The sequence below is a fragment of the Mesorhizobium ciceri biovar biserrulae genome (assembly GCF_001618845.1).
In the GTDB taxonomy this organism is placed as follows: domain Bacteria; phylum Pseudomonadota; class Alphaproteobacteria; order Rhizobiales; family Rhizobiaceae; genus Mesorhizobium; species Mesorhizobium ciceri.
In genome coordinates, this window is the sequence record NZ_CP015064.1 from 873,922 (window position 1) to 899,160 (window position 25,239).

The window sequence follows — 25,239 nt, forward strand, 5'->3', positions numbered from 1 at the left end:
GGCATGGGGATTGAGATCGTGGGCCGGGTTACCGTCAGCCAACCAAAACGCGAGTTGCCGACAGATTCTGGTCCGCCGTCACAATTCGGCGTGGTCGACCTGTTCAGCGGAGCAGGCGGTCTCTCCGAAGGATTCCGTCAGGCAGGCTTCAATGTGTTGGCCGGCAGCGACAATGATCCGGATGCGCTCGCAAGCTTCTCTGCCAATTTCCCGGAGGCCCGAGCGATCCATGGCGACATTCGGCAAGACGCCGTCAAAGAGCAAATCCTCGATGCGGCCCGCAAGGCGACTGTGCTGGTTGGGGGGCCACCATGTCAGGCGTTCTCTCAGGTTCGCAATCACGCCCGGTTGATCGATGATCCGCGCAATTCACTGTACCGCGAATTCGTTGATACCCTTGGCACCGCGCTCCCGCCGGCTTTCGTGATGGAGAACGTAACCGGCATGGACCAGATGGGCGCGCGGGAACAGATCTTGTCTGATCTGGCCCTTGGCGGCGAATATACCGTACATGCCCAGGTCGTTGACGCGGCCGATTTTGGTGTACCGCAGACACGCAAGCGCCTTCTGTTTCTTGGTGTAAGGCGCGGCACCGGAATGGCTGTGCCCGTTCTCAACGGATCGGGCGTGACAGAGGCGGTGGTTCTCGCCCGCTTTACTGGCGCCCGCAGGCCCCGCTATCAATTGGTGGTCCAACAGAACCTATTGAGCATCCGGCTGGCCGAAGCGTTGGACGATAGCGAACAACTGACAGCGGTCACCGCGCTTCAAGCGATATCTGATCTCGCCGCCTTGCCAGTTGGCAACCGCAGCGACGAGATGGATTGGGCCGACCTGCCTGAACCCAGCAGCGCATATCAGCGGCTTATGCGGGCAAAGCCTCGCGATAGGGCGGCAAACCTGCAGGTTCCCAGGCTTAACAGGGATACCGAACTGCGGCTTCGGGGAATTCCCCAGGGTGGCAACCATCGAGATCTGGAGGGTGATCTGCTGGACCGGTACCTGACCGGACAGCGCTGGGGCCAAGACAACGGAACCGGCCGGCTTTCGAGAAAGCATTTCTATGCCTATCGTAGATTGCATCCGGGTTTGTGGGCGTGGACGCTCAACACCAAGGCCGATTGTGTGTATCACTACGAAGTGCCGCGTGCGCTCTCTGTGCGCGAAATGGCGCGCTTGCAGTCTTTTCCCGACTACTTTGTTTTCACGACGGATCCAAGACGTGGTCTGGAGGGACGGCACGACGGCGGCCCGGCTCATTCGCGCTATCGCCAGGTCGGCAACGCGGTGCCGCCGATGCTCGCTAAAAGTATAGCGCAAACCCTCCTGATCGAGCTTAATGCCTTTCGCGAACGGAAAGCGATTCGCGTCAAGGCGGGGTAGGGGAATGGCAGAGGAGGAGATCCTCCTAGCAGAAGACAACGTAACGGCAGCTGCGGATGTTATAGACCGCGCCTTTGGTTCGGAAAATCGCAACAGGCTGATTGATCGCTATTTCCAAACCTCGCCGTACGGAGACGTCACGCCGGCAAATGCATGGCAGCACGTTTATAGGCTGCTCCTTTGGTCCGACCCGACGACCGGACTTGCCCACTGCTACGAGAGTGATAAGTCGCAACCCGGAAAGCCGTGGTATTCGCGTTCGCTGGCATTTCACGACTGGGTATGTTCCGGGTTGGGTACTGATCCCGGCAAGCTCGGACACGAGATCGATTGGCTGTTCATCAAGGCTTGTGCCGACCTATCGGCCGTGATGCTCCAACGAGCGGCACGGCTTCCCGAAGCGGCTGCAAGACAGCGTGAAATCTACAAAGGCCGCGGATTTCCTGAACCGGGGGCAGATCCGGAACTGGCTGCTATCATCCAGGAAACGCTTCAGCCCTACTTTGCGAGCAACCCGCCCGATGACCGCTGGCAAGAGGTTACGCAAAAGGTGCGGCAATTTCTTGCAGTGCAAAACAAGCGCAAAAACCTTGTGGGAGAGGGCTTCGAGGACGTGCTTGCTCAAATCGTCCGGCGCGCCTGTGGATTACCGGAGGACATGGTTCGCACCAGGCGGCTTCTCTATGAAATTCCCGGCTTCAACAGGGCCAGACAGGGCGGCAAGGAAAACAAGGTTGATCTGGCGATCGTGCGTCCATCGATGCGTACCCTGGTCACAGCCAAGTGGAGTGTTCGCGCAGATCGCGAAAAGCAGTTTCCGACAGAGTACGAGGAATACTGCAACGCCGAGTCAGAGAACCGCAAATTCCAATACGTCTTCGTGACGAATGAATTTGACCCCGCCAGGCTCATGCGCGCCTGCGAGATCCTTTTCCGGAATAATCCGATGTTTGATCACGTGGTTCACATAAGCACGGATGCCGTTCGGGCCGCCTATGGCAATCTATCATCCGAGCGTGTCAGCGCGGTCAAATCGCGTTCCCGGGTTATCGAGTACATCGAAAGCGGCCGGCTGATCAGCATGGAGCAATGGCTTGCCGGATTGTCGACCAAATGAGAAACCAGATGGGCAGCAAGTCGCATCAGGGCACTCATGGATAAGCTCACACCCGAACGCCGGAGCGCGAACATGCGGGCGGTCCGGTCCAAGGACACAAAGCCTGAACTGGCTGTGCGCAAGGCGTTGCGCAAAGCGGGACTAACCGGCTACAGGCTGCATCGAAAAGAGCTACCCGGCCGGCCCGACATTGCCTTCATCGGCCGGAAGAAGGCGATCCTTGTCCATGGTTGTTTCTGGCATGGACATGACTGCCGCGAAGGTCGCCGGCGGCCACAGTCGCAGCAGGACTATTGGTTACCGAAGATAGCAGGCAACCGGTCGAGGGACGCCCGCCACCGGGCGCAATTGACCGCCGAAGGTTGGGATGTCTTGGTCGTCTGGGACTGTGAGACCGCCAACGATGACCTCACTGATCGCCTCTCGGCCTTCCTCAATGAGCCGAAGCACAGCCACTGAAGCCTTCCGCGAATTCGCACTGCCCAAACAAAAAGGAGGTCTCACCCTCCATTTTGATTTCCAATACTTGTCGCATTGGGTTTTCCCTTCGGTGTGAGTATAATGATAGCGTAGTGCCGTCTGGCGGCTGTGAGGGCAACGTTATTGATTGAGCACTTAACCGTCAGCCGGGCCGCCTATTTCTATGCGCGGAAGAAGCCGCTTTCTCAGGAGGCAATCCGCCGTCTGTTTCGCATCCTGCGAGCCCAGACTACATCGCCTTCTCAGAATCTATTTTACTTGAATAAGGTCGAGCAGGGAGGCGCGGCCTGCTCTGCGATCTGCTTTTCGTTTGAACGGGCGCCCAGCTTCCTTGAACATGCTGCGGGCGCAACGGAGCGGGTCTTCGGATTTCTGATGCTGATCGAACGAGGCGGACTGGTCGCCGTGATCAAGGCAGGTCTGGATCTTCCCTCCTGGTTCAAGTCGGACTTCCTCAGCAAGGTCGCAAACGACAAGGTCGAGCGCGCGATTGCGCGGCACGACGCCGTGTTCGAACAGCTGCGCCTCAAGAACATGTCGCCTTCGAAAATGGCCCTTAGATCGAAGGCTTTTGAAGCTAGCGACTTGGAGAACACTGTTCCCACGGCCAGCGCAAACCGCTTCGTTGCGCTTGGATATCGCGTACGGCGGCCTGATGGGAACTATTCGGCGACACCGGGGACTGGGCGCATCTCAATCCGGTCCGACCGCGCCAACCATCTGCAGATCATTGCCTGGGCGAACGCTGTCATCGACGCCTTGGAAGCAGACAATGAACCGTCGGCACCGTTTATTCGAAACTTTGCCCGGCCCCTGGAGCTTACGGCGATTCCGGCTGGGGTTCGTCCTACATTCATTGCAATCGACGTACCGGCGCTATCGGAGCGTTTGCTTGAAGCGGATGCGTCATTTCGCCTTGTCGAGGAACGTGACGGAGTTCAGGTAGCCCTCACGGATGCGGAAACGCACCAGATATTGGAAGCGCTTGATGAAAGCTTTTCCGTCCGGGTCAGCCGGTCGGGCCTAAAGGTCGTAGCTGCAGACGGCAACAGTCAGATCGGCGCCGTCAAAATTGGCAAGACACGTATCTCATTGCAGAAATTCGCCCTGCCAGCGGTCGAGCGCGTAGCAATTGAGGACCGAACGTTCCTTCCCGGGGAGGATCCGGAAGGCAAACCGCTCGCTCGTTATCTTGATCGCGAAGATCTGTTCGCAGTGCTGTTCAGCGATCTTGCGATTGCCTATGTCGATGGCGCGCTTTTCCGCGACGAGGCTCTTGCCGGCGGCGGCGAAAACTTCCTGCGCCACCTCATAGCAGAGCCTTTGCTGGCACAGGCAAATAGCGAGAAGGGAAATTTCGCTGATGGTCAAATCGCCTTTTCGGAGCATTCAGTTTTCCGCTCGGTCGTCGACCGTACTGCCAACGACTGCGATGTCCTGCTCTGCGATGATCTTGGCGATGAATGGGCCGATTTTATCGGCCTGACCACGCGGGCCAGTCCGACAATGGTCAGTTTTTACCATGCCAAGCACGGAGCGCGCTCCCTCAGTGCCGCGGCATTCCACGACGCCGTCGGGCAGGCGATGAAGAATCTCGGCCGCATGGCACTTCCAGTCGAAGCTATGGCTGCCAAGTACACTTCGTGGCAGGAACCGTATCGCAACAACGGCGCGGTGACTGCAATCTCGAGGATGATGCGCGGCGGAACTCGGGCAGACATTGAGGCGGCAGTCACCACAGCCAGGCGCGCGCCCGATCTTGTGAAGCGGGTTTTCATCGTTACCTCATCGCTGAGCCGGGCTCAGGTGGCTCGAGTCTTCGCCGATGCTGCGGCCGGGGTCGCGCCGTCGGCGCACTTTGTGCAGCTCTACTGGCTGCTTACGACCTTTTTCGCGTCCTGCGCCGAGATGGGCGCTGCCAGCTACATCGTGTGTCAGCCCTGAACTAACGCAATGACGAAGCCATAGTGGAGCGATTGAACCGCATCTTCGGGAATGGTGAGCGATGAGCGGTTGAACGATCAACGCGATAGCGACGTGACATCCACCTGTTTTACGGTGGCTTGCCGGCAAGGCCGTAGTTGCCGCACTTCAGGGTCGGATCGACAAACCCTCAGGTGCCGGTTACGACGGCCGCGAAAGTAGTTTAGCAGTAGCCATGCCCGTGGCCGTTGCAGCAGCCCGCCGAGTGATCCATGCCGGAAGACTACACAAGTTCGATGATCCCCACCTGGATCAACTGCAAGGCAGATATAGGGACCTACGCACACGTTCGAACGATTGAGATGTTCCTTGAGAGTGTAGCACTCTCTTCGATGCGAGCGATCGACGAGCAAATCGGCCATTTCCGGGCATCGCAGGACCCAGTTGCGATGTTCGACCTGTCGGATATGGAAGACCTACGTGCGGTTACGCTGAGTGCGCTCTGTCTGTCCCTGCAGTCCATGTGGGAACAGCAGTTCCGCAGCTACCTCATTGCGTGCGCCGGCGAAATTGCGAAGGATCAGGCTGGCTTGGCCGGCAAGCTTCAATGCAGAGACTGGGAATATCTGAAGCTACAGTTCTTTAAACTCCGGAAGCTGCCTTTCTCGCATTTCAAGGTGCATCGCGACCTTGACCTTCTGAACTTGCTTGGCAACTTCTGCCGTCACGGCGAAGGCCGGGCGTCGGCGGCCATTCAAGCGAATTTTCCGGAGTTCTGCACGCCAATACCCGCATCCCCGCCGATGCCATTTGACGATTCGGCTGGATCTCCCGCCCGGCTCGACATTGTGCTGGAGGTGAAGGACCTCAAACGGTTTGCCCGAGCCATCGTGTCGTTCTGGACGGAAGCCGAGTGGATCTATAACAACAGCATTTCAAGGAAACACGAAAACACAGTGAGGGCGATTAAAAAACGCGAGCAGGAGCTATCGGCAGCAGCCGAGTGATCGCAGAGGAGAGCGATCTGCTTTGACGCGTCACCCGATCCATCCAGCCTCGGCCGATGTGACTGTTTCGAAGTCATCCATTTCGACACGCACATCGAATCTATGTACCGGCTCGAAGGAGAGTTCCGGAGGCAGACTGATATTCGACGATTGCCACTCGCACAACCACAGACAGGACCTTGGGAGTACCCGGCTTTCTCCCTTTATCACCTTGTCTTCTTCAGTTCTCAGGGCAGTCTTCAGCCGCTTGAAGTTTTCCCAGAAAACTCTCCCCTCAACCTCCGCTCGCGCGTCATATCGGTACGGTTCAGCGCCCGCAAACCCTGTAGGTGCTAGTATCGCCCTAAACCGCACATCGTTGACTTTGGCTCTCTGAGTCAAGCTTTGCAACGTGACCCATGCCCACTCGAGTGTGTTCGCATTGCCGAAAAAAATGTGCTTCTCATCATCTTCGGACTCCAGATTTCCGTAGGTAGCATGGATCGTGGCTCCGGAGTCCTTAGCTCGCTGCTTCAACGATCTGAGGTCGCCATTCGACTGCTGCTTGAAAGCTTTAACCCGCCGCTTGTAGTCGACGAGTTTGTCACCTGTCAGGCCGCCTTTCTGACCTGTAGAGTCGATGATGTCGTACCATAGGACGATAGGAAAGGTCATCTGTTCGCCGATGTTCCCGAAGTTGTCGATGACGTCGGCGGCTTGATTGGCGGTTTGGCCAAGACTTGCAAGATGGATGGCCAGCCGTTGCAGTGAGAACGCAATTGCAGCATCGACCTTCTCGATCGGCTGCTCGGTGGTCATCGCCTTTCGCAATCGCTCGATGTTGGTGTCGTGGCTGGCACCGGAGTTCACGCTCGATCGAAATACCGGAACGATCTCATCGAATTGGCGCAACAGCCGTCGCAGGTCCTTGTCCCTCTCTCGAGGCTGCTTTTGTTGGCCGTAGATCGCGGCGGAAAGGATCATAAAGACATCAATAGTAATATTTAAAAAGTTTTGACCAAGGATATTTATCCACCGCTCAAACGTCTCCTTCTGCTTACGGTCGTTCCACTTAGAGATGCCTATCCAGTACTCCTTCCAAGACTCGGCAAGGAAATCGCCTTCCGGCAGATTGGAAAGCCCCTTACCGCCTTGCTCTATCAGTCTATCAAAACGACCTGTGACATAGGCGTTAAACTTCAGTCTTGCGGAATTGAGAGCCGTCATTCCATATCCAGAACGGCCGTCACGCACCAAGAGTGCGTAGCCGTTCGTGTCGAGCGAGCGGCTCGCGTGAGGCCTCAAAACCTGGGCAAGCCAGCGTGACAGAATCCGTGCTTCTGCAATCAGCGCGCCGGTGAGATCCTTTGGCCCGGCACACGAGGCCAGAACGATCAGATCATTCAAGCTGAACTTGGCGTCGCCCATCGCTGGATCTTCGCGGAGCTTTCCGAGAAGCCAGCCAAGCCGGCGCGCGGAGCTTGCTGCGCTGGCCTTGTAGAGTGCGGCATCGGGCCTTGTTCCGAGTGCTATTCCCGAGTTAGATCGAATGACAACCTCGCGTTCGATCACATAGGTCGAAAGCCAGCTGTCTTTGTTGTCGGCCAAATACGTGTTCGCCGTACGAAAAAACGGTACTGCGCCGTGTAAATGGTAACCAATCCGAACCACTCCGTCATTGCCATGTATGCCATGCACTACTTCCAGAAACTCCCTGGCGGCGCCCACCCGCATCAGGCACGCCATGAGCTTCTCGAGAACGAGTTTCCCGACGGTGCTTGCTTTTGCGCCGGCGAGGTATCCGTCGACGATGTCATAAATCAGAGCGATCTCCTGATCTGAGAAGGCCACATCCTCACCGTGCCTGTACGCCCTAAAGATGACGCCGTCCCGGTGAGCCAGAATGGGAACTGCGATCCCCCAGTCGATGAGGTGATCCAGTGAAAGACTTAGAAGATCACGTCGTCTTGCTGTGAGACGCTTTCCCTTCGGAAAGAGGTCAGCTGCAAGCACGCTCCAGGACAGTCCGTAATTTAACCGGTCCCTGTGAGGCGCAATCGCGACGGGCGCAGTCAATACCTCCGACCCTAGCTTCTTTGTCTCCTCGCGCGCCGGCAGCTCATACTTGTAATAGAAGCGGACAAATGTTCGCATCAAATCGACAAGCAGGTTAGACCGAGATGCATTGGCATCCTCGGCCTTGCCTCGGAGAGCCGCCGGCGGGCTTGCGGTAAACTCGGCCAGATCGGAGCTTGAGATGTCGTACTCATGAGCTGGTATCGACGACTGTCGGTATTCTGGTGTGAGTGGAGAAGATGTGCCCGTTTGGAACTTTTCCGCCAAAAGTTCCGCAGTCGACGCCAGATTGACAAGATGTCGACGGGACCAAGGACCAAAATGGCGGGCTCCGTCACCCAGGTCCAGTTCAAGCTTCCGGCCGACATCAGCGACCTCGGCGATGTCGGATGCCAGTATTTTTCCGGCAATCAGGGACAAGAAGAATTGAAGATGGCGAAAATTCGCAATAGCGGAACCTGATGGCAAGAACCCCGCTGCCCCAGCCCGGCCTTCCGTCGCGTTGTCCAGGATTTGTTCGAGCAGCGCGGTTGCGTCCTCGTCTTGGATGGAAGCGAGCGTAACAATTGGAACGACCCGCAGCCAAGATACGGTGCGGCTATGCCGAACGAAAAGCCTCACCTTGAGGATGTCGACGGGAGTTCCTTTGTACGCGACGAACTCATTGAACCGCTCCCTAAGTTCGTCACTCGGTAGAAGGGAGTAGTAGGATGACATTCGGTCGCTGCTGCGGCTACCGGAGATAGTATATGCTCTCCAATCCGGCAGCGACGTTATTTCGTTGAGTTCGCTAGGTCCTACAGCGAGGCGGCGAAACATGGGGAAATCGGTGAGGTAGGGAATTGCACGCGTCTGAAGGGCCACTACCGACGCGTTGCAAAAATTGAGGAGGACATCGTGCGGCAGAATGCTCCCGATATGGTCTGGATCGATGATGCTCTTTATCCAGTATTTTTCGTCGGCAAACATCACGTGTACTGAGACATCGCTCGCCCCCAGGACCAGGAGCGCGTCGACTGTTCTTCGAAGCGTCGTGCCAAGGATGAGCGTATCGTCCACAAGGGCGATGCGCTTTCCACGAAAGCGTTCAGGGGCGAAATCGATCACATGGTCAGAAAGAACAACGCGTTCGGTTCTCGGGAATCCACATTCTGTGAAAAGGTCGTAAAGTCTCAGCGATTTGCGAGCCAAAAAAACAATATAATCAGCATCGATGGTTGAGACATGCCGCCAGAACTCGATGATACTGTCGTGCAGGCTCGGCGGGAACTGACTCAATAGCTCAGATTGCCGATTCATGTCCCACCCCCGGAAGCCAATATATTTCGCATTTTTCACATAGCAAGACGCACTTGCGGCAATCCGCAAGTTTCAGTCAAGTCTGTGTGGATAATCGAGAACCATTTTCAGATTCGATTTTAAAGACATGACGAAGACGACGGGCAATGGAACAAAACCGGTGTTTGGCTACCCCGTTATGCGAAATCATCCCGTACAAGCCAAGTCTCGCCTGTTTCGATATTTTGAGGTCCGTCCCAACTCAGCGTGCAGGCACGCGACCCAAATTGACAAAATCTATTGAACCGCATTTCTGGGCATTTGGACATCTTGCCGAGCATTGTAGGCAGCCGCTGACATTCGATTCAAGCTGTTCCCGCGCAGGGTTATCCAAGAGCTGTGTCGTCTATGGTCTCGGCAGGTAAGGCCGATGCCGGTTACTCGCCTTCGCTCTCGCGACAGAGTTGACTCTTGGACTTCGGCTGCGATGTTCTGTGGCGGGAGGAAAAGATGATCCGGGTTCAGCGTGGCCAGCCGCCGATCGAAACAGACATATGGTCACTGGCTGACGACGCGCGGCGCAGGATCCGCGAATACTACGCACTGACGCCGGCAGAGATGAACCAGCGTACCCCCGACCTTGGCGATAGCACCGGCCGTTTCCATAATCGTATCCGGCCTGTTCTTGAGGAGGCCTTCTCTCAGAAGTGCGCCTACTGCGAGAGCCGTATCGGTATTAGCTGGTCTGGAGTTGTGGACCAATTCCGGCCTCGTGTGGGCGCCACCGATCTGGCTGGGGTCGGAAGTTTACCGCATTATGGCTGGCTTTGCCTCGAGTGGGACAATTTGTTCCCCGCCTGTGAACTCTGCAATCGCTCAAAGAAGAACCTGTTCCCAGTTGAAGGGCAAGTTCGTGCGCCTCCCCTTACTCCAATCGAGGTGATAGATTCGACTGAGCGTGCCCTCCTGATCAATCCCTGTAGCGAGGACCCTGAAGAGCACTTGGAGTTCACTGACGATGGTCAGGTCGTTCCCAAGAGTAGCAAGGGTGAGATCACGATCAAGGTCCTCAGTCTCAACCGGCCAGCGCTTGTTGAGGCGCGTGCGAAGCGGCATGCAAACCTGGCTTCGGTGTTTGCTATCCTGCTCGATTCACCACGCGCGTCAACGCGCCAACTTCTCATCGCGCGCCTCTCCGGGGAGCTCAGACCTGACACGGAGTACACGGCAGTGGCCCGTGCCTTCGTGGCTAGGCGGCGCTCGGAGCTCCAGGCTCTTGGGTTCTTCGACCAGGCCGATGCGCCTGTGACGGCAATTGCTGATGCCGCGTCCCCGTCGGGCATTGCAAGCGGCTACGCTGCTACGGGTGAGACCTCAGAGGAATCCTTCCGCCTTGAGTCGCGACCGCTCAAATCGATCCGGATCCGCAACTTCCGCATGCTGAGGGACTTGACGCTTGACCTGCCGGAGCCACGCAGCGGAGAGCCGTCGCCCTGGTTGGTGCTGCTGGGCGAAAACGCAACCGGGAAGAGCACTGTGCTGCTGGCTGTGGCGCTGGCGCTGGCGGGCGCGAAGGCGGCGGGGCGGCATATCAAGCCACGGGACGTCCTGCACAGACGCGCCGCCGGTGGAGAGGTCCGTCTGGAATTCTGGGATCGGGAGCAGCCTGCCATCCTCAACTTCTCGCGCTCCGAGCCGCACTTCACCGGGACCGAGCTCCCAACTGCTCTCGTGCTCGCCTACGGGGCACTCAGGGTCCCGGGGCGCCGGCAAGGTAGTCTTTCCACGTCCATCTCATTGGCACCGCTGACCCTGGAAGGCGGCTCGCCCGAAACCAGACCTACACACATCGCCGGCATTACACGCGAGGTCGCGCGGCTGCCGAACCCGCACCCTTGGCTGAGGTCGCTTCCCGAAAAGCATTTCAACGCAGTCGCGAGGGTGCTCAAGACCGTATTGCTGCAGGATCAGGCGGCTCAGATGACCCGCTCCGGGCGGTATGTCCGCTTCCAGGTTCATGGGGATTCCCCCACCCTTAATGAGCTGTCGGCCGGCTACCGCGCGATCGTGGGGATCACCTGCGACATCTTGCAGGTCCTGTTCTCCCGCTGGGATACGCCGGAGTCTGCCGAGGGCTTCGTGCTGCTCGATGAATTGGAGTCCCACTTGCATCCCCGCTGGAAGATGCGTATCGCGGGCGCTCTGCGCATTGCCTTCCCGCAGGTGCAGTTCATCATAACTACTCACGATCCTCTGGTTTTGAGAGGCGTGCGGAATGGCGAGGTGCGGCTGATGCTTCGCGACGGCGAGCTCGGTGCCGTCCCGGCCAACTTTCTGCCTGACGTGGAAGGGCTGCGAGTGGACCAGCTGTTGCAGTCAGAGGCGTTTGGCCTGCACAGCACCTTGGACCCGCAGATCGAGGCTGACTTCCAGTTGTACTATGAGTTGCTCGCTCGTGATGGCCTCTCATCCGACCAGCAAACCACGCTCGAGGCCGTGAGGGAGCGCTTGGAGGGCAAGTCACAGTTGGGCTCCAACCATCGTGAACGGCTGATGCTGGAGGCCATCGACTCCTACCTGGCGAAGACTGCGGACGTCACTCCCCCTGTCCGGTCTGACCCAGTCCTTATCGGCCGGCTCCAAGCTATTTGGGATCAGGCATGATCTACATTGATCGTTCCAAGGTGAAAGAGCCCAATCTCGACGGCGTTGACAAGCACGGCAAGACCGAGCTGGAGCGTGCCAGGGACCATTTCGCCAATGGCGCCAACGGCAGCTTCGAGTTCACGGCCTACGGCAAACCGGATGTGCGCGACGCCGTGAACGCTCTCACTGGCCACAAGTGCGCTTATTGCGAGAGCAGCTACGCCGCCACCGCGCCGGTTGCAGTGGAGCACTACCGACCGAAGGGGCGCATCGTCGTCAGGAAGGCGCCCCGAACGGAGATGACCGGATATTGGTGGCTGGCGGCTGCGTGGGAAAATCTGCTTCCGTCCTGCACAGACTGCAACAGCGCGCGCTGGCAGCAAATTGCAGAAAGCGGTGAAGAGGTGCTTTCGGGCAAGGCCGACTACTTTCCACTGCTTGACGAGGCCAAGCGCGCCACCGCAGAGGGCAAGGAGTGCGACGAATCCCCTGTGCTCTTAAACCCCTGTGATCCTGCTTGCCCCGATCTCCTTGCTTTCGAGGTCCGCAGGGGTGAGAGTCTGGTTGTTTCCCGTGAACGGGACAAAAACTCTGACGCGTTCCGTCGCGCAGACGGAACCATTAAGATCGTGGGCCTCAATCGCTCACTGCTGGTAAAATTGAGAACTGAACGGATGATGCTGGCGATGGCATGGGCTCGGCTTGCGCGCAAGAAACTCCAGGAGCTGCAAAATCTCCCCGCTGGCGTGCACCGTGATAGTGTGCAGGGTGACATCGAAGAGGCTCTGGTCTGCCTAAAACCTTATGTGCAGCGCTCCGCCCCATGGTCCGCTGCGATTCGAGCGGCTGTCCGAAGTGAGCTCGAGCCGATTGGCCTAAAGATCTAACCCTCGCCGCTTTGAGCGCTGTCAACGCTGCCAGTCCACAAAGCGCCAGATCGGCCCAATGAAAACTTCTATTGCTGGAAAGTCAGAAAACTTTGTGTTGAGGAGCTTAGGTCTGCTTGATTGCGAGGTTATTTCGATCAATATTCATCAACTAGCTTGGCGCGAGGAGGAGCTTCAATGCTGCGTCGTATCATTCTAGCGATTGTCTTTGTCTTTTCCGCAAGAAGTGTAGCACTTGCGTGGGGTCCGTCCGGGCACGCCATCATTGCCGAAATCGCGCAACGGCGCCTGGACGCTGTGGCATTGAAAGGTTCCTCGGACCTGCTTGGAGCCGGAACGTCGCTAGCCTCGCTCGCCAGTTGGGCAGATGATGAGCGGGTTCGAGACAAAGCGACCACCAGATGGCACTTCGTCGATATTCCCGGGGCAGCGACAGCCTACGATGCGTCTCGAGATTGTATCCTTGACGCCGCGTTGGGCGATTGTCTGATAGCGGCGATCGACAGGCAGCTTGCTGTCGTCGCTTGCCCATCACAGCCCCTCGATGATCGCCGGCGTGCCCTAAAATTCCTGATCCACCTTGTCGGTGATTTGCATCAACCATTGCATACGATCGGCGATCAAGGCGGCGGCAACGGTATTAGCGTGACGTTGGTGACGCAGGAGGGCGTCAATGGCAATCTCCCCTTCAATAGCAATCTCCATGCTGCGTGGGACGCCGGTCTTATCGACAAGACGGCATGGTCTTGGGGGTCCTACGAGGACCGGTTGGAAAATGGTTGGTTAAAGACAGCCGACGTCCCGGTGGCAACCTCCGGAACAACCATCGACTGGGCAAATGAAACCCACAAGCTCGCGGTCGACATAATCGAGTCCGTCCCGGCCAACATTGTGCTCGATGATGCCTATAGGAGGTCGAACCTTCCAATTCTCGATGAGCAGCTCGGCCGGGGTGGTCTAAGGCTCGCAAAATTGTTGAACGATGCCTTTGCGAGCGGCGGGTGTACGGTGGGGCAACCCGGATAGTGGGCAGCGGCGACGAAATGGCGATGACCATGGCTAGGCGGGATCCAAGGAGCGGATCAGGGAAGGCAAGGGATTTGTCGACGTGATCTTTGAATGAAGATCTCCATGCCCGGTGCGGAACGAAAGGCAGTGAGGGACAGGCATGTTGCCGAACAGCCGCTTTGAGGAGCTCCTTCGGGACATCGAGCCCAAGCAAGGGATCAGGGATTCGGCCTCGGAGGCCCACTATTCGATACGAAATTATCTTAGGGATCATCCCGTTTTTTCGGAGCGGCTGAACCAGGATTTCCTTGCCGGGAGCTATTCGCGCCACACAGCAATCCGCCCGAGCACTGCAGGCGGCGATGAGTTCCGGCCGGACGTCGACGTATATGTCGAGCTTCGGTACGGATTCGGCGCCGATCCCCGGGATATTTTGAAAAACCTAAGGCGAGTTCTTCAAGAAAATTATAATGTCGAGCGAATGAATAGGCGGTCAGTGCGCATCCGAATGCCACTGGTAGATGTGGACGTTGTTCCACTTATTCGTTCTGGAAAAGGATTCAAAATACCAGATCGAAGGGACGAGGAATGGATGCAGACAGATCCCCTCTTTCACAATGCATGGAGCGCGGCCATGAATGTGGAATTCCAGAGCAGGTTTAAGCCCCTTGTGAAGCTTATCAAATGGTGGAGGCGAGTGAACTTTGGCTCCAGGCGGCCCAAGGGTTTCTCACTGGAAATCTTGACTGCGGCGCACGCTCCTTCGGACGAATATCACTATGGTGAGGCGTTCGCCCAGTTCCTCGAGAACATAGAGGAGGCGTATGGCGACAGGCCATACGAAAAGCCCACGCTTGGTGATCCGGCGGTGCGCGGCAAGGACATTTTGTCCAATGTGTCCCAGAAAGACTGGGACGACTTTATGGATCTAGTGGCCGATCACGCTACCATGGCACGCTTGGCGCAGAAAACTGGTAACGACAAGCTCGCCATGGACCTTTGGCGCCAGGTTCTCGGCCCACGGATGGGCTGGGGCTTCTCTGCCTAGGCAGCGACGGAGCGAGATTGCACGATGCAAACTGGTCCCAGCAACCCTTTTCTTCGCCAGTCTGTGGCCAACATTTTGAAAGCCGCGTTCTTACTTTGCCGCTAAGGGGAACAGTAGATCCGCATGCCGATGTTGGCGCGATTGGCTGACGTTTGCAGTGACGCCAGGTAATAAATCATCTGACGCGAGCGAGGGCTTGGGGCCGGTTTCTTGAGCTCGTCGACGAGTGCCTGACGTTGGAGGATGCTACCCGCCAAAATCCAGATTTCTTTTTTGTAGCGCACCGACCGCGCTGCGTCGCGGGCGCGCTCCCAAAGCTCTGGAACCGGATCAGTCCCCTTGACGACGCGTGAAGCGATTTGTCCGTCCTTAATGGTGACCGGCGTCTGCCAATCCGCCGTACGGTCAGGAAAGGATTCGATGCGCGTCAGAAAGGCGATGCTTGCCTGAGCTTGCCTTCCCACAGCCTGGAGGGCGTTCAGGCTCATGATGGTATCATCAACTTTGGCGTGGATAAGTACGAGGCGAGGGTCCACGTCATCCACGCAAATAAAGTCGCAGGTCTCGGTGCCGCCGTCGTCGCAAACGACGAAGGAAAACTTGTCCAGGAGGTCAGCTAGCGTTGGGTCAAGGGCACGGATGGCGCTGCGATATCTCGTGTTGGCCGCGCCGTGAGACGCCAGACCGGCCTGCGCGTAGAAGCCTCCGAAAATACTACTAGAGACCCACTCCTTGATGGCGGACTTGGCGTTGCCCTTTTCGGATATGACGGTCGCGAGCCACGGGGATCCTGTCAGGAACTCCAACGGTCCGCCCGGTGGGTTCTTCGCGATCTCGTCGATTGACATTCTGGGGTGATAAAAGTGCCTTTGTGCGTAAATGAGTGTGGGATCCGTTGGGATTACTCTGAACGCCTGATCCCGGGTCAGCATACCTGACAGCAGCTGTGGCTTCTCCTTGCGGGTGACATCGTGACCCACGAGATGAGCATCGAGATCGGCGCACTCTACTACATATCGGCCGCGGCGGCGTAGAGCGCCGGTGATCTCGTACTTTAGCTTGCCGTCGAAAAGGTGGTCGTCCACTTGTATCGTGAAGGAGCCATCTGGCTCGACATCAAGACACCGGTCCGCCGAAATTAGACCTGCGACGTTATGGGTATTCCAATGGGGAGGTGCGTGTTCTCCACCGTCACCGATCATCTCGGCAAAATCGAAGAGTACGTTCACAGGAACTGCCTTTCCTGCAGCAGGAGCTGGGACCGCTTGCGCGAACCGCTGGAAAGCTCTGCTCGGTGTGTCTTTGGATTCCAGTTGGGCGGCAACGGAACTCACCCAGGTTGCGTACTCGACGATCGGCACGTACTTGCCGCTGCCGTCAGATACGGAAGAGCGCTGCAGCGACAGGTAGCGTAAAGCCGTAGTCACGGCGCCCTTGCGCCGAATGGAAGCGCGAACGGACGTAGTCGCTTGCATGCCTTGCGCAAGGTCATAGAACCCTTCACTGAAGTCTCGCATTCTTACCGTGGCAGCTCGAACGCCCATGTCCGATATATCGAGACTGAGGGCCGATGCGACCGTCACCCGAGACGTCTCCCCGGGACCGGCGGCTGGCACAAGGAGCTGCATCTTCTCTGGGGATTCCGGTTCGAGGCCAAGCTTCTCAGGGTCGATGACGAGCCCTTCGGTATCCAGAAGGAAGATTCGGTTCCCGACTTCAACAAGCGCCATTACGCCAAGATTCCATGTTGGCATGGCGCGGCGGATGAGCAGCGGTGAGTTGCCCCACAACACATAGACGATAAGGCGTAGTCCCGACGGATCCTTGCTGCCGCTGGGCCGGAAAATGGTGGCGTCGTGACGATCCTCAAGGCCCATAGCCAGTTGCGAGGCCTCTGCGATCTCGTCCAACGATCTTCCGCCCGTGTTCCGCATTACGTAGGCGCGGCAGGGCAGCTGAATATCAGCAAACCCAACCTGGTCGTCATCAAGGTCGAACCGGTCACGGAAGTCGCCGGATATGTATTGCACCGCTGGCGATGCGGCTCGCAACGTTTCGAAGAACTGGGTCTCTCGACGAAGGGCTTCACTTGGATTGGCGTTGAATCGCTGTTCATAGGACATGTAGCGATCGAAACGCTCGGCCAGATCGACACCTAGTCCCTCCCTGCCGATGACGAGCGCTGTCTCCGCCCGTTTGCGGTCGCCATACCGAAGTACACGGCCGATCTGCTGCACCACGGCACGGCTGGTCGTGAAGGGCTCACTTACGGCCACGCCGCCGAACCGGCTGTCGTCGACGCCTTCGAGTAGCTTCCATTGATGCAGCCAGAATCTAACGTCCTCAGTCTCGTGAGCAGCAAGCGCGTCCATTACGTTTTGGAAACGTAGGGCGGCAGCGTTCCGCTTCTCCTTGTGATGAATGAGAACGCTGCGCTGACCGAGCGCGCCAAGCTCCTGTCTCAGTGTGACCAGACTCTCGTGCGTGTCTCCTCGGACGATAATGCGGCCTCGCCCGGGATGGTCCGGGTTCGTTTCCCTTGCGACCTGATCGGCGAACCGGATGAGCCGTTTTGGGAAGCTCTCACCAGCAGTTGCGGAGGGATCATCTGCCAGGACTTTGACATCGCGAATGAGACGCCTCTTTCTAGCTTCGTCGTAGGACAGATTGAATGCGAAGCGCCCGTCGATATCGAAATAGCGAAAGTCGTTACGATAAGGGGTTGCACTGAAAAGTACGGTTGGAAGTCCAAGTTGTCTAATACATTGAGACCAGATGAACGCTGGCTCGTAATGGCTTTCGTCTACGATCACGAGGTCGAAGCTCTTCAACAGTGCAACCAGTTTCTTGCGATCCGGCTCTTTGAGGTCGGCGTTCTCTTCAGGATCGGGGGGGATCTCGTCCCCACCCAACGGGCGGCGGCCGCTCAGGCGATGTGCAGGACGGTCAGGTCGAAGTATCTGCTCGAGAGCGGCGAACGTGCCTACCACCACGATCCGATCGTCGGCGATCGTCGTCAGGGTGGCGGCATCACTCGGTAGCAATCGCCAGACTGGACCCTTTATCGCCCGCGATCCGACGTCAGCATCACCTACTGCCCGCGCGCGGACCTCGGTACCGGAATAAATCAGACCAAAACGACTCCAGAGGCGTGTGTGAAGGTCGGCCAACATCTGATCAACAAGAGCTCGACGCGGTGTGATGACCAGCGTTCGCTTGATGTCCTCGACGGCGCATGCCAGCGTCGCGATTACGCCGGTCTTGCCCGTCCCAGTTGGCATTTTGACAAGGGCAGCGCCCGCGCCTTCCTTTGCCGTGCGGCGAGCGGCGAGGTAGGCGAGAGAAAGACCAACTGCGCGACGCTGTGGGGCCCAAAGCCCGACATCGGGGAGATACTTCTTCTGGGTAGGGGCTGCGGTCCAAAAGTCGTGTGTGTCGAGCTGCCCCGATAGCTTCTCGAACAGTCTATATCCCGCCTTTGAGATCGCGTCCTTGTCGAGGCAGACTCGACCGCCTTGCCTGCTGATGGACGGATTGTCCGTCTCGCCATCTGGCGTGAGCAAGTCCTCCAGATCCAATCTAGCCCCCTAGTAACGCTGCCCGATGATTTGAAGGAACACTATCATTGTGCTGAATTAGTTGGAAGAATTGATGCCTAGATTATTTTTTGATCCGATGTTTTTCTTCTTTACAATTAAAATGCGGCACTTCAGTTCGTGGCTGCCGCCCCTTGCGCGCCCGTCCCTGCTTGCTGGCCACATTGACGGCGGTGGACTTGCCTACCCATAGGTGCGGGGCATAATCCGAAGTGACCAGGCTCTTCTCTGCGGGCGTATCAACCCGCAGCAGGTTTCACAGCAATGTTTTGCGGATCACAGCGGACTAGCGCCCCGGCATGACACGTGTGAACAACCAACAGCCACTGACATTCCGCTTTGCCGACGATGGCATGGTACCCAACAATGCGCGCTGGCCGATGCTCGTCTATCCGGGCGCCGTGACATTGCCGGCCGATGCGGATGCGGCGACCGTTCTTGAGGATTTGTTCAGTTCAAACGGCTGGGGCGACAGCTGGCAGAACGGCATCTTTGGCTATGTCCACTACCATTCGCGCATCCATGAGGTATTGGGAATTGCGCGGGGCACTGCCGAGATCCGCTTCGGTGGCGACAAGGGCGAGGTGCTTAATGTGAAGTCCGGAGACATAGCGATCCTGCCAGCTGGCACGGGCCATCAACGTCTTTCGTCATCCGCCGATCTCCTGGTCGTTGGAGCTTACCCGCCCTTCGGCACCTACGATCTATGCCGGAGCGCCGAACAGCATGCGGAGGCTTTACGTGCCATCCCGAAGGTCCGACGCCCGGACAAAGACCCGGTCTATGGCCGCGGGGGCCCGCTGCTCACCGCCTGGCAGGAAGCCTAAACGGCATGCGTCGCCGCTGAGGGAGGGAGCAATGACGGCTGACGATGATGCTTGGCAGGGATGACCTTGGGGTCGGAATCCAGCAGGCTTCTTTCGCGGCGACCGCAGGTGCGACGCCGCCAGATCCGAAGGACCCTTCAACTTTCTGCCAGAGCTTCAGGGGCTTGGTAGCTCAGCGGGCGGTCGAGCAGTTGAACCAGAACTTAGTGTCGCCGCCGGCGATCAACGGCGCCGTCTTCACGGCTTTGAGATATCCTCAACCACATCAGATTATGGATTGGATCCACCTCCTCAGGAGACACCCTTTGTGGTAGAACCGGGCCAATACATCGGGACAATGCGATGCCGAATGTTGAATGGCAGACCACTCGTTTCACAGGGATAACGAGTGCGAAAATAGAGCTGCGTGTCGATCTCGTCCTCCAGAATGCTGACACCTTCATACGAGCCGAGAACCATGTCCCGCCATGCCCGAAGAACAGCCGCCGCATCCTTGTTGCGGCAGTAGATTAGCAGCTCACCATTGTCTCGCCCCCGGAGGGAGACACCGTACCGGACGGATAGTTGGACAAATCCTTTCTTCAGCCAAAGGAAGTCATGATGGATTTTCGCTTCCGCAATCCATAAAAAGTGGTCGCTGGCCCTTACAAGAATGTCGCAGTGACCGCCGCGCCTTTCATCGTTGGTTGCTTGAATGTGAAGCATTTTCAGCTGGTCTACAATCTGAACCGTTAGCTCATCTTCGGGCAAGTTCTTCTTCAGCTGCCGGTTGTCGATGAGCAAGTTGTAGCAATGCTCCAGAATTCCCTCCAAAGCCGCTAGGCGGTCTTTATGCGTCTTTGCGAAATGGTATTTGAGCCAACTTCCCCCGCAGAGCGGCTTGGCCACCGCCAAGAGGTCGGCCAAAGACAGTTCAGTGTCTGACATGATCCACCCTTCGGTTCCTGACGACGAATATTGGGTAGACATACTTCTGGGCGTTTTCGACCGTTTCGCCAGTGCGTGGATGGACAATTGCATTGTTCACCAACGCATCTCGAAATTGGTTCTGCGACAGGTTGATGCCCTCCTGCCCAGGCTGCCTTAAGACGCCCTGAACCTCCAGCAATGCCGATTCCGAGGACGTCATGAAAATCACCGCTTCAATCAAGACCCGGTCTCGCTCCGACGTTCCGATCTGGTCGGCAATCTTCGACAACGTTACGAACTCTTCCGAAATAAGATCGTCACTGTCTACCGCGTCCCGCACCAAGCGGCACATCTCATCGAACGAGATCCTCGGCTCTCGTCTCGAACCGGACCGGGCGGCTGTAGTTGCGAGATCGCCCGGCGAAGCGGTAACAACTGCACGGCGGTCGACACTCGAAACGATCCCGGCTCCGACGGTGCGGCCACCTTCTCGCAGGGCAAAACGCAGACGCTCCTCAAGAGCAACAGGCACGATGAGCTCGACATCAAAAGTGATGTTGTCGCCAGGCATCACCATATCTGTGCCTTCCGGAAGCGACACGATGCCGGTAACGTCGGTCGTGCGGAAGTAAAACTGCGGACGGTAATTTGTGAAGAATGGTGTGTGGCGGCCACCCTCTTCTCGCGTCAGGATGTAGGCCTCGGCAGTGAATCTCCGGTGCGGTTGAACTGATCCTGGTTTAGCGACAACCTGGCCGCGCTCCACGTCCTGCCGGTCAATGTCTCGGAGCAGCAGTCCCAAATTGTCGCCAGCCTGGCCCTGATCGAGCAGCTTGCGAAACATTTCAACGCCCGTGCAGGTCGTCCTGGCCGTCGGTCGGATGCCGATGATCTCGAGTTCCTCGCCGACCTTAATGATGCCGCGCTCGACGCGGCCGGTCACGACCGTGCCACGGCCGGAGATCGAGAACACGTCTTCGATCGGCATCAGGAACGGCTTGTCCAGCGGACGAACCGGCGTCGGGATGTAGGCATCGACCGCAGCCATCAGCTCGCGGATCGCATATTCGCCTAGCTCCTTGTTGGAACCTTCGAGCGCCTCAAGCGCCGAGCCTTTGATGACGGGGATGTCGTCTCCTGGGAATTCGTTCTTGGCCAAAAGCTCGCGAATCTCAAGTTCGCACAGCTCAAGCAGCTCTTCGTCGTCCACCAGGTCGACCTTGTTGAGGAACACCACGATCGCTGGAACACCAACCTGCCGCGCAGCAAGATATGCTCGCGGGTCTGCGGCATCGGTCCATCGGCAGCTGAGACGACCAAAATTGCGCCATCCATCTGAGCTGCGCCTGTGATCATGTTCTTCACGTAGTCGGCGTGACCAGGACAGTCGATGTGGGCGTAGTGCCGCGTTGCCGTCTCGTATTCCACATGAGCAGCCGAGATCGTGATGCCACGGGCCTTCTCTTCCGGCGCCGCGTCGATCTGATCATAGCGTTTGTATTCGCCAAAATACTTGGTAATTGCCGCAGTCAGCGATGTCTTGCCATGATCGATGTGTCCGATGGTGCCGATGTTCACATGCGGCTTCGTACGCTCGAATTTGCCTTTAGCCATTCCGCCGCACCAGAATCTCTAATACCAAATACCTCTGCACCAATTCTCTAGGTCTCCACCAGCCCAAAATCGAAAGATTGTCGATTTTTGAGACGGCAATCTACTACTGCCTGATACAGCGGTTAAGGGAAGTTCAACGAACGTCTTCCTTTGTGGGGATAAGCCTTGCAACGCCTCAGCAAACCGGCGACTTCATCAGAAGGGCCTCTTCTCCCGCCCGGAGAGTCGTTCTATCAATTTTCAATTATTAGAGTCCGATGCAAGGCCAGAACGTTCGTTTCAAGAAAAAGCTGGCGCCAACGAAAGACCGAGTTGCTTTGGGCGATCACTTAGCTCAACAAATTACTCGCAGGTTCAGTATTGCATGACCTCGATGATTACGCCTATGGTTGATTGAGGCAGACTGTCTGGGAGCTGAGTATATGCTCGACCCACCACCGACCCGGAAGTTGACCATCATCGCCAAGGATCCCGGCCTTCGCATCGGATCAGCCGAGGGACCGATGGTGTTCACGCAGGTGGCGGTTCCAGCCGAGATCTTGGCAAAGGGACCAACCGGGTACCGTGTCAAGGTCGTCGACTATAATGCGACGGAGAGGCGCGCCTATCTCGACGGTCAGGACTATCAGCTCGCGTCGGGCGTGCTCGTCGATCCCTTCGCACCGGGTCCGGGCGAAGATTTGCTCGATCCGGCGTACCAGCGCAGACTACTTGGCGAGCCCAACTTCCACGCCCAGAATGTGTATGCGATCGCGATGCGAACGCTCGGCGCATTCGAGCGCGCACTAGGCCGCAGGGTAGGCTGGAGTTCCGGCGGGCACCAACTGCACATCGCACCACACGCCTTCGCGCAGGCGAACGCCTTCTACTCCGAGCCCGACAGGGCTCTGATGTTCGGCTATTTTCATCGCGAGGACGGGACGCCGGTTTTCACCTGCCTGTCTCATGACATAGTCGCGCACGAGACTACACATGCAGTGCTCGATGGTCTCCGCTCTCGCCTTACCGAGGCGTCCGGTCCGGATCAGGCCGCATTCCACGAGGGTTTCGCCGACATCGTCGCGATCTTGTCGATCTTTTCTCTGGAGCCGGTGGTGGCTGCGGCGATCGGCGAGGATGGCGCGATTGCACAGGGCAAGGAGACGATCAAGCTCGTCTCTGCCCATAGACTTAAGCCGGCCGCAATCAAGAAGTCGATCCTTCTCGGGATAGCGATGGAAATCGGCAACGAACTGAATGATGGCGGACGCGGCGCGTTGCGCCAATCGGTCGAGCTGACGTCGAAGAAAGGCAAGGAGCTGCGGGACGATCCCGACGAGCACGCTCGTGGCGAGGTTATCGTGGCGGCGATGATGAACGCGTTCGTGCTTCTCTGGGGCGCACGTATTGCTGCGCTCGGTAAGTTCGAAGGAGATCGATACAATCTCGCATCTGTGGTGGAAGAAGGCGCGAAGGTTGCTGGCCATCTCCTGACGATGGCGATACGAGCGTTGGACTACTGCCCGCCTACCGACCTCGACTTCTCACAGTATCTCTCGGCGCTTCTGACTGCGGACCGCGAGCTCGTGCCCGACGACGATCATCAATACCGCCCGACGATCCGCGCTTCGTTCCGATCCTACGGGATCATCACACAACGCAAGAATTGCGACGAGGAAGGCTGCTGGAAGCGGCTTTCGCATCCGGGGCAATTGACCTATGCGCGCTCCAACTATGTCGCGATGACGCGCAATGCCGACGAGATGTTCCGCTTCCTGTGGGAGAACCGCAATGTCCTCGGGATCAGCGAACGCGCCTACACCGAAGTCCTGTCGATCGATCAGGCCGCTAGGCTCGGGCCGGATGGGATTATGCTTCACGAGACGGTCTGCCAATACGTACAGCGCGTTGACCTGTTCGGAGCGGAGTTCAAATCCGTACTTGGCGCGGAACGGCCGGATGGCATGAAGACGACTGACCGGATTACGGCATACGGGGGTGGTGTTCTGATCCTGGACCAGTATGGTCAGGTCAAATACCACATCGCTAACCCTATCTTCGACGGAGCTCGTCAGCGCGCCCGCGGTCAATACCTTCTCGACGCGGATCAGCTCGGCGGAGGGGGCGTTGGCCAGAGGATGCGGTTCGCACTCAGCCATCAGCAACGGATGGGAGCCTGATATGGTGGCTCCAGCCAGTGCGACGATCTTCGCCTATCAGGTCGGATTTGGCGATTGCTTCCTCCTCCGGTTCAGCTACGCGGATGGCGCGCGCCGCCACATCCTCATCGACTTCGGTACTACCGGACTCCCGGAAAATGTCGCATCGTCGCACATGCTTCGTGTCGCGGAGGACATTCGCGACAAATGCGGTGGAGCCAATGGCGTCCTAGACGTGCTGGTCGCGACCCACCGGCATAGGGATCACATCAGCGGCTTTGCAACCAGCAACGGCGCCGGTTCCGGCGACATCATCCGCAAACTCGCGCCGAAGGTGATCATCCAACCGTGGACGGAGGCGCCAGAGGCGCCCGTGGACTGGCTGGGGCCGGTGGGCCGCGATCGGCAAACGGCATTCGCCAGCCGCCGTGCATCACTCGCGGCCATGCAGCAAGTCGCCCAGCGGGCGCTTACCTTTCTCGACGGGGAGGGCAAGGCGATGCCGCGTGCAATAGCCGACCAATTGCGTTTCGTCGGAGAGAACAACCTTTCAAACCGTTCGGCGATCGACAATCTTCAGGCGATGGAGGGACGTCATGAATACGTCTTTCATGGCTGTGATCCGGGGCTGGCCGAAGTTTTGCCGGGCATTGAGGTGAATGTGCTTGGTCCACCTACGCTTCGTCAGAGCGAGAGCATTCGCAAGCAGCGTTCAAGCGACCCAGATGAATTCTGGCAGCTCACGGCACAGCGCCTCGTCGAAGCGACCGAGCCCGGCGATACCAAGCCGTTATTCCCGGGCGCGAAGTCCGTGCGTGCAACAAAGTTGTTCACGGAGCAGCGCTGGTTGTCGCACCGGATCGACGATGCCAACGCCGAGCTCATGCTTGGCCTCGTGCGCGCGCTCGACGATCAGATGAACAACACCAGCGTCATCCTGCTGTTTCGCACCGGCAAGAAGACGCTGCTGTTTCCGGGCGATGCTCAACTTGAGAACTGGCAGTATGCGCTGGAGTCGAAGTTTGCCAAGCTGCTCGCCGATGTCGATGTCTACAAGGTCGGCCACCATGGCAGCCGGAACGCCACGCCACGCAGTATGTGGAACAGCTTCTCGAAGCGCGGCGACGAGGCTCGTAAAGACAGGTTGGTTTCGGTTCTGTCAACGAAGCACGGCAAGCATGGCTCGGAAGACAAAAAAACCGAGGTTCCGCGGCGGACCTTGGTCAACGAACTTGAGGCCAAATCTCATTTTCATTCGACGGAGTTGCTGGCGGACGGGGTACTCTACGAAGAAATCCCCATTGCGCTGGGCTGAACATGCAA

At 57.7% G+C, this 25,239-nt stretch carries 15 protein-coding genes and 1 pseudogene; 12 read left to right on the forward strand and 4 right to left on the reverse strand.

The window, feature by feature from the left end; translation table 11 throughout:
- Positions 1-3 precede the first annotated feature (3 nt).
- From A4R29_RS04055 to A4R29_RS04075, 5 genes are all read left to right on the forward strand, one after another.
- Positions 4-1,383, forward strand: a complete 1,380-nt coding sequence (locus A4R29_RS04055; RefSeq protein ID WP_082827291.1) for a DNA cytosine methyltransferase — start codon at positions 4-6, stop codon at positions 1,381-1,383.
- Between the two features lie 4 nt (positions 1,384-1,387).
- Positions 1,388-2,500: a hypothetical protein gene (locus tag A4R29_RS04060; RefSeq protein ID WP_063171235.1), complete on the forward strand. Its 1,113-nt coding sequence runs from the start codon at positions 1,388-1,390 to the stop codon at positions 2,498-2,500.
- A gap of 36 nt (positions 2,501-2,536) precedes the next feature.
- Positions 2,537-2,959: a very short patch repair endonuclease gene (locus tag A4R29_RS04065; RefSeq protein ID WP_063171236.1), complete on the forward strand. Its 423-nt coding sequence runs from the start codon at positions 2,537-2,539 to the stop codon at positions 2,957-2,959.
- Positions 2,960-3,103: 144 nt separating this feature from the next.
- Complete coding sequence (locus A4R29_RS04070; RefSeq protein WP_145923726.1) at positions 3,104-4,924, forward strand: hypothetical protein; 1,821 nt, start codon at positions 3,104-3,106, stop codon at positions 4,922-4,924.
- Positions 4,925-5,175: 251 nt separating this feature from the next.
- The gene (locus A4R29_RS04075) at positions 5,176-5,910 is read left to right on the forward strand and encodes a hypothetical protein (RefSeq protein ID WP_063171238.1); all 735 of its coding nucleotides are present in this window, start codon (positions 5,176-5,178) and stop codon (positions 5,908-5,910) included.
- A 30-nt stretch (positions 5,911-5,940) separates the two neighbouring features.
- Here the strand turns inward: A4R29_RS04075 and A4R29_RS04080 are convergent, their stop codons facing one another.
- Positions 5,941-9,264 (reverse strand): phosphoribosyltransferase, encoded by a 3,324-nt coding sequence (locus A4R29_RS04080; RefSeq protein WP_063171239.1) that lies wholly within the window; start codon positions 9,262-9,264, stop codon positions 5,941-5,943.
- A gap of 489 nt (positions 9,265-9,753) precedes the next feature.
- Here A4R29_RS04080 and A4R29_RS04085 point away from each other — a divergent pair, with 489 nt between their 5' ends.
- From A4R29_RS04085 to A4R29_RS04100, 4 genes are all read left to right on the forward strand, one after another.
- On the forward strand, positions 9,754-11,907 hold the full coding sequence (locus tag A4R29_RS04085; RefSeq protein ID WP_145923727.1) for an AAA family ATPase: 2,154 nt from the start codon (positions 9,754-9,756) through the stop codon (positions 11,905-11,907).
- Positions 11,904-12,776 (forward strand): HNH endonuclease family protein, encoded by an 873-nt coding sequence (locus tag A4R29_RS04090; RefSeq protein ID WP_063171241.1) that lies wholly within the window; start codon positions 11,904-11,906, stop codon positions 12,774-12,776. The genes A4R29_RS04085 and A4R29_RS04090 overlap by 4 nt, the downstream gene beginning before the upstream one ends.
- A gap of 177 nt (positions 12,777-12,953) precedes the next feature.
- Positions 12,954-13,802 carry a S1/P1 nuclease gene (locus A4R29_RS04095; RefSeq protein WP_063171242.1) on the forward strand — a complete coding sequence of 283 codons (849 nt, stop codon included), beginning with the start codon at positions 12,954-12,956 and terminating at the stop codon, positions 13,800-13,802.
- Positions 13,803-13,944: 142 nt separating this feature from the next.
- Positions 13,945-14,832: an SMODS domain-containing nucleotidyltransferase gene (locus tag A4R29_RS04100; RefSeq protein WP_063171243.1), complete on the forward strand. Its 888-nt coding sequence runs from the start codon at positions 13,945-13,947 to the stop codon at positions 14,830-14,832.
- A 101-nt stretch (positions 14,833-14,933) separates the two neighbouring features.
- Here A4R29_RS04100 and A4R29_RS04105 read toward each other — a convergent pair whose 3' ends face one another.
- On the reverse strand, positions 14,934-18,410 hold the full coding sequence (locus A4R29_RS04105) for a DEAD/DEAH box helicase (protein WP_063171244.1): 3,477 nt from the start codon (positions 18,408-18,410) through the stop codon (positions 14,934-14,936).
- 317 nt (positions 18,411-18,727) lie between these two features.
- Between A4R29_RS04105 and A4R29_RS04110 the strand changes: the two genes are divergently transcribed.
- Positions 18,728-19,255 (forward strand): hypothetical protein, encoded by a 528-nt coding sequence (locus A4R29_RS04110; RefSeq protein WP_063171245.1) that lies wholly within the window; start codon positions 18,728-18,730, stop codon positions 19,253-19,255.
- Between the two features lie 291 nt (positions 19,256-19,546).
- On the opposite strand, the gene A4R29_RS04120 is transcribed toward A4R29_RS04110, so the two are convergent.
- Positions 19,547-20,182 carry a hypothetical protein gene (locus tag A4R29_RS04120; protein WP_063171247.1) on the reverse strand — a complete coding sequence of 212 codons (636 nt, stop codon included), beginning with the start codon at positions 20,180-20,182 and terminating at the stop codon, positions 19,547-19,549.
- A gap of 430 nt (positions 20,183-20,612) precedes the next feature.
- Positions 20,613-21,778 (reverse strand): annotated as a pseudogene (gene tuf / locus A4R29_RS04125) (elongation factor Tu); the annotation flags it as partial.
- A 422-nt stretch (positions 21,779-22,200) separates the two neighbouring features.
- Between tuf and A4R29_RS04130 the strand changes: the two are divergent.
- Both A4R29_RS04130 and A4R29_RS04135 read left to right on the forward strand, forming a co-directional pair.
- Complete coding sequence (locus A4R29_RS04130; protein ID WP_063173561.1) at positions 22,201-23,937, forward strand: gluzincin family metallopeptidase; 1,737 nt, start codon at positions 22,201-22,203, stop codon at positions 23,935-23,937.
- Between the two features lies 1 nt (position 23,938).
- Entirely contained in the window at positions 23,939-25,231 is a 1,293-nt protein-coding gene (locus A4R29_RS04135; RefSeq protein WP_201787929.1) for a ComEC/Rec2 family competence protein, read from the forward strand.
- Positions 25,232-25,239 lie beyond the last annotated feature (8 nt).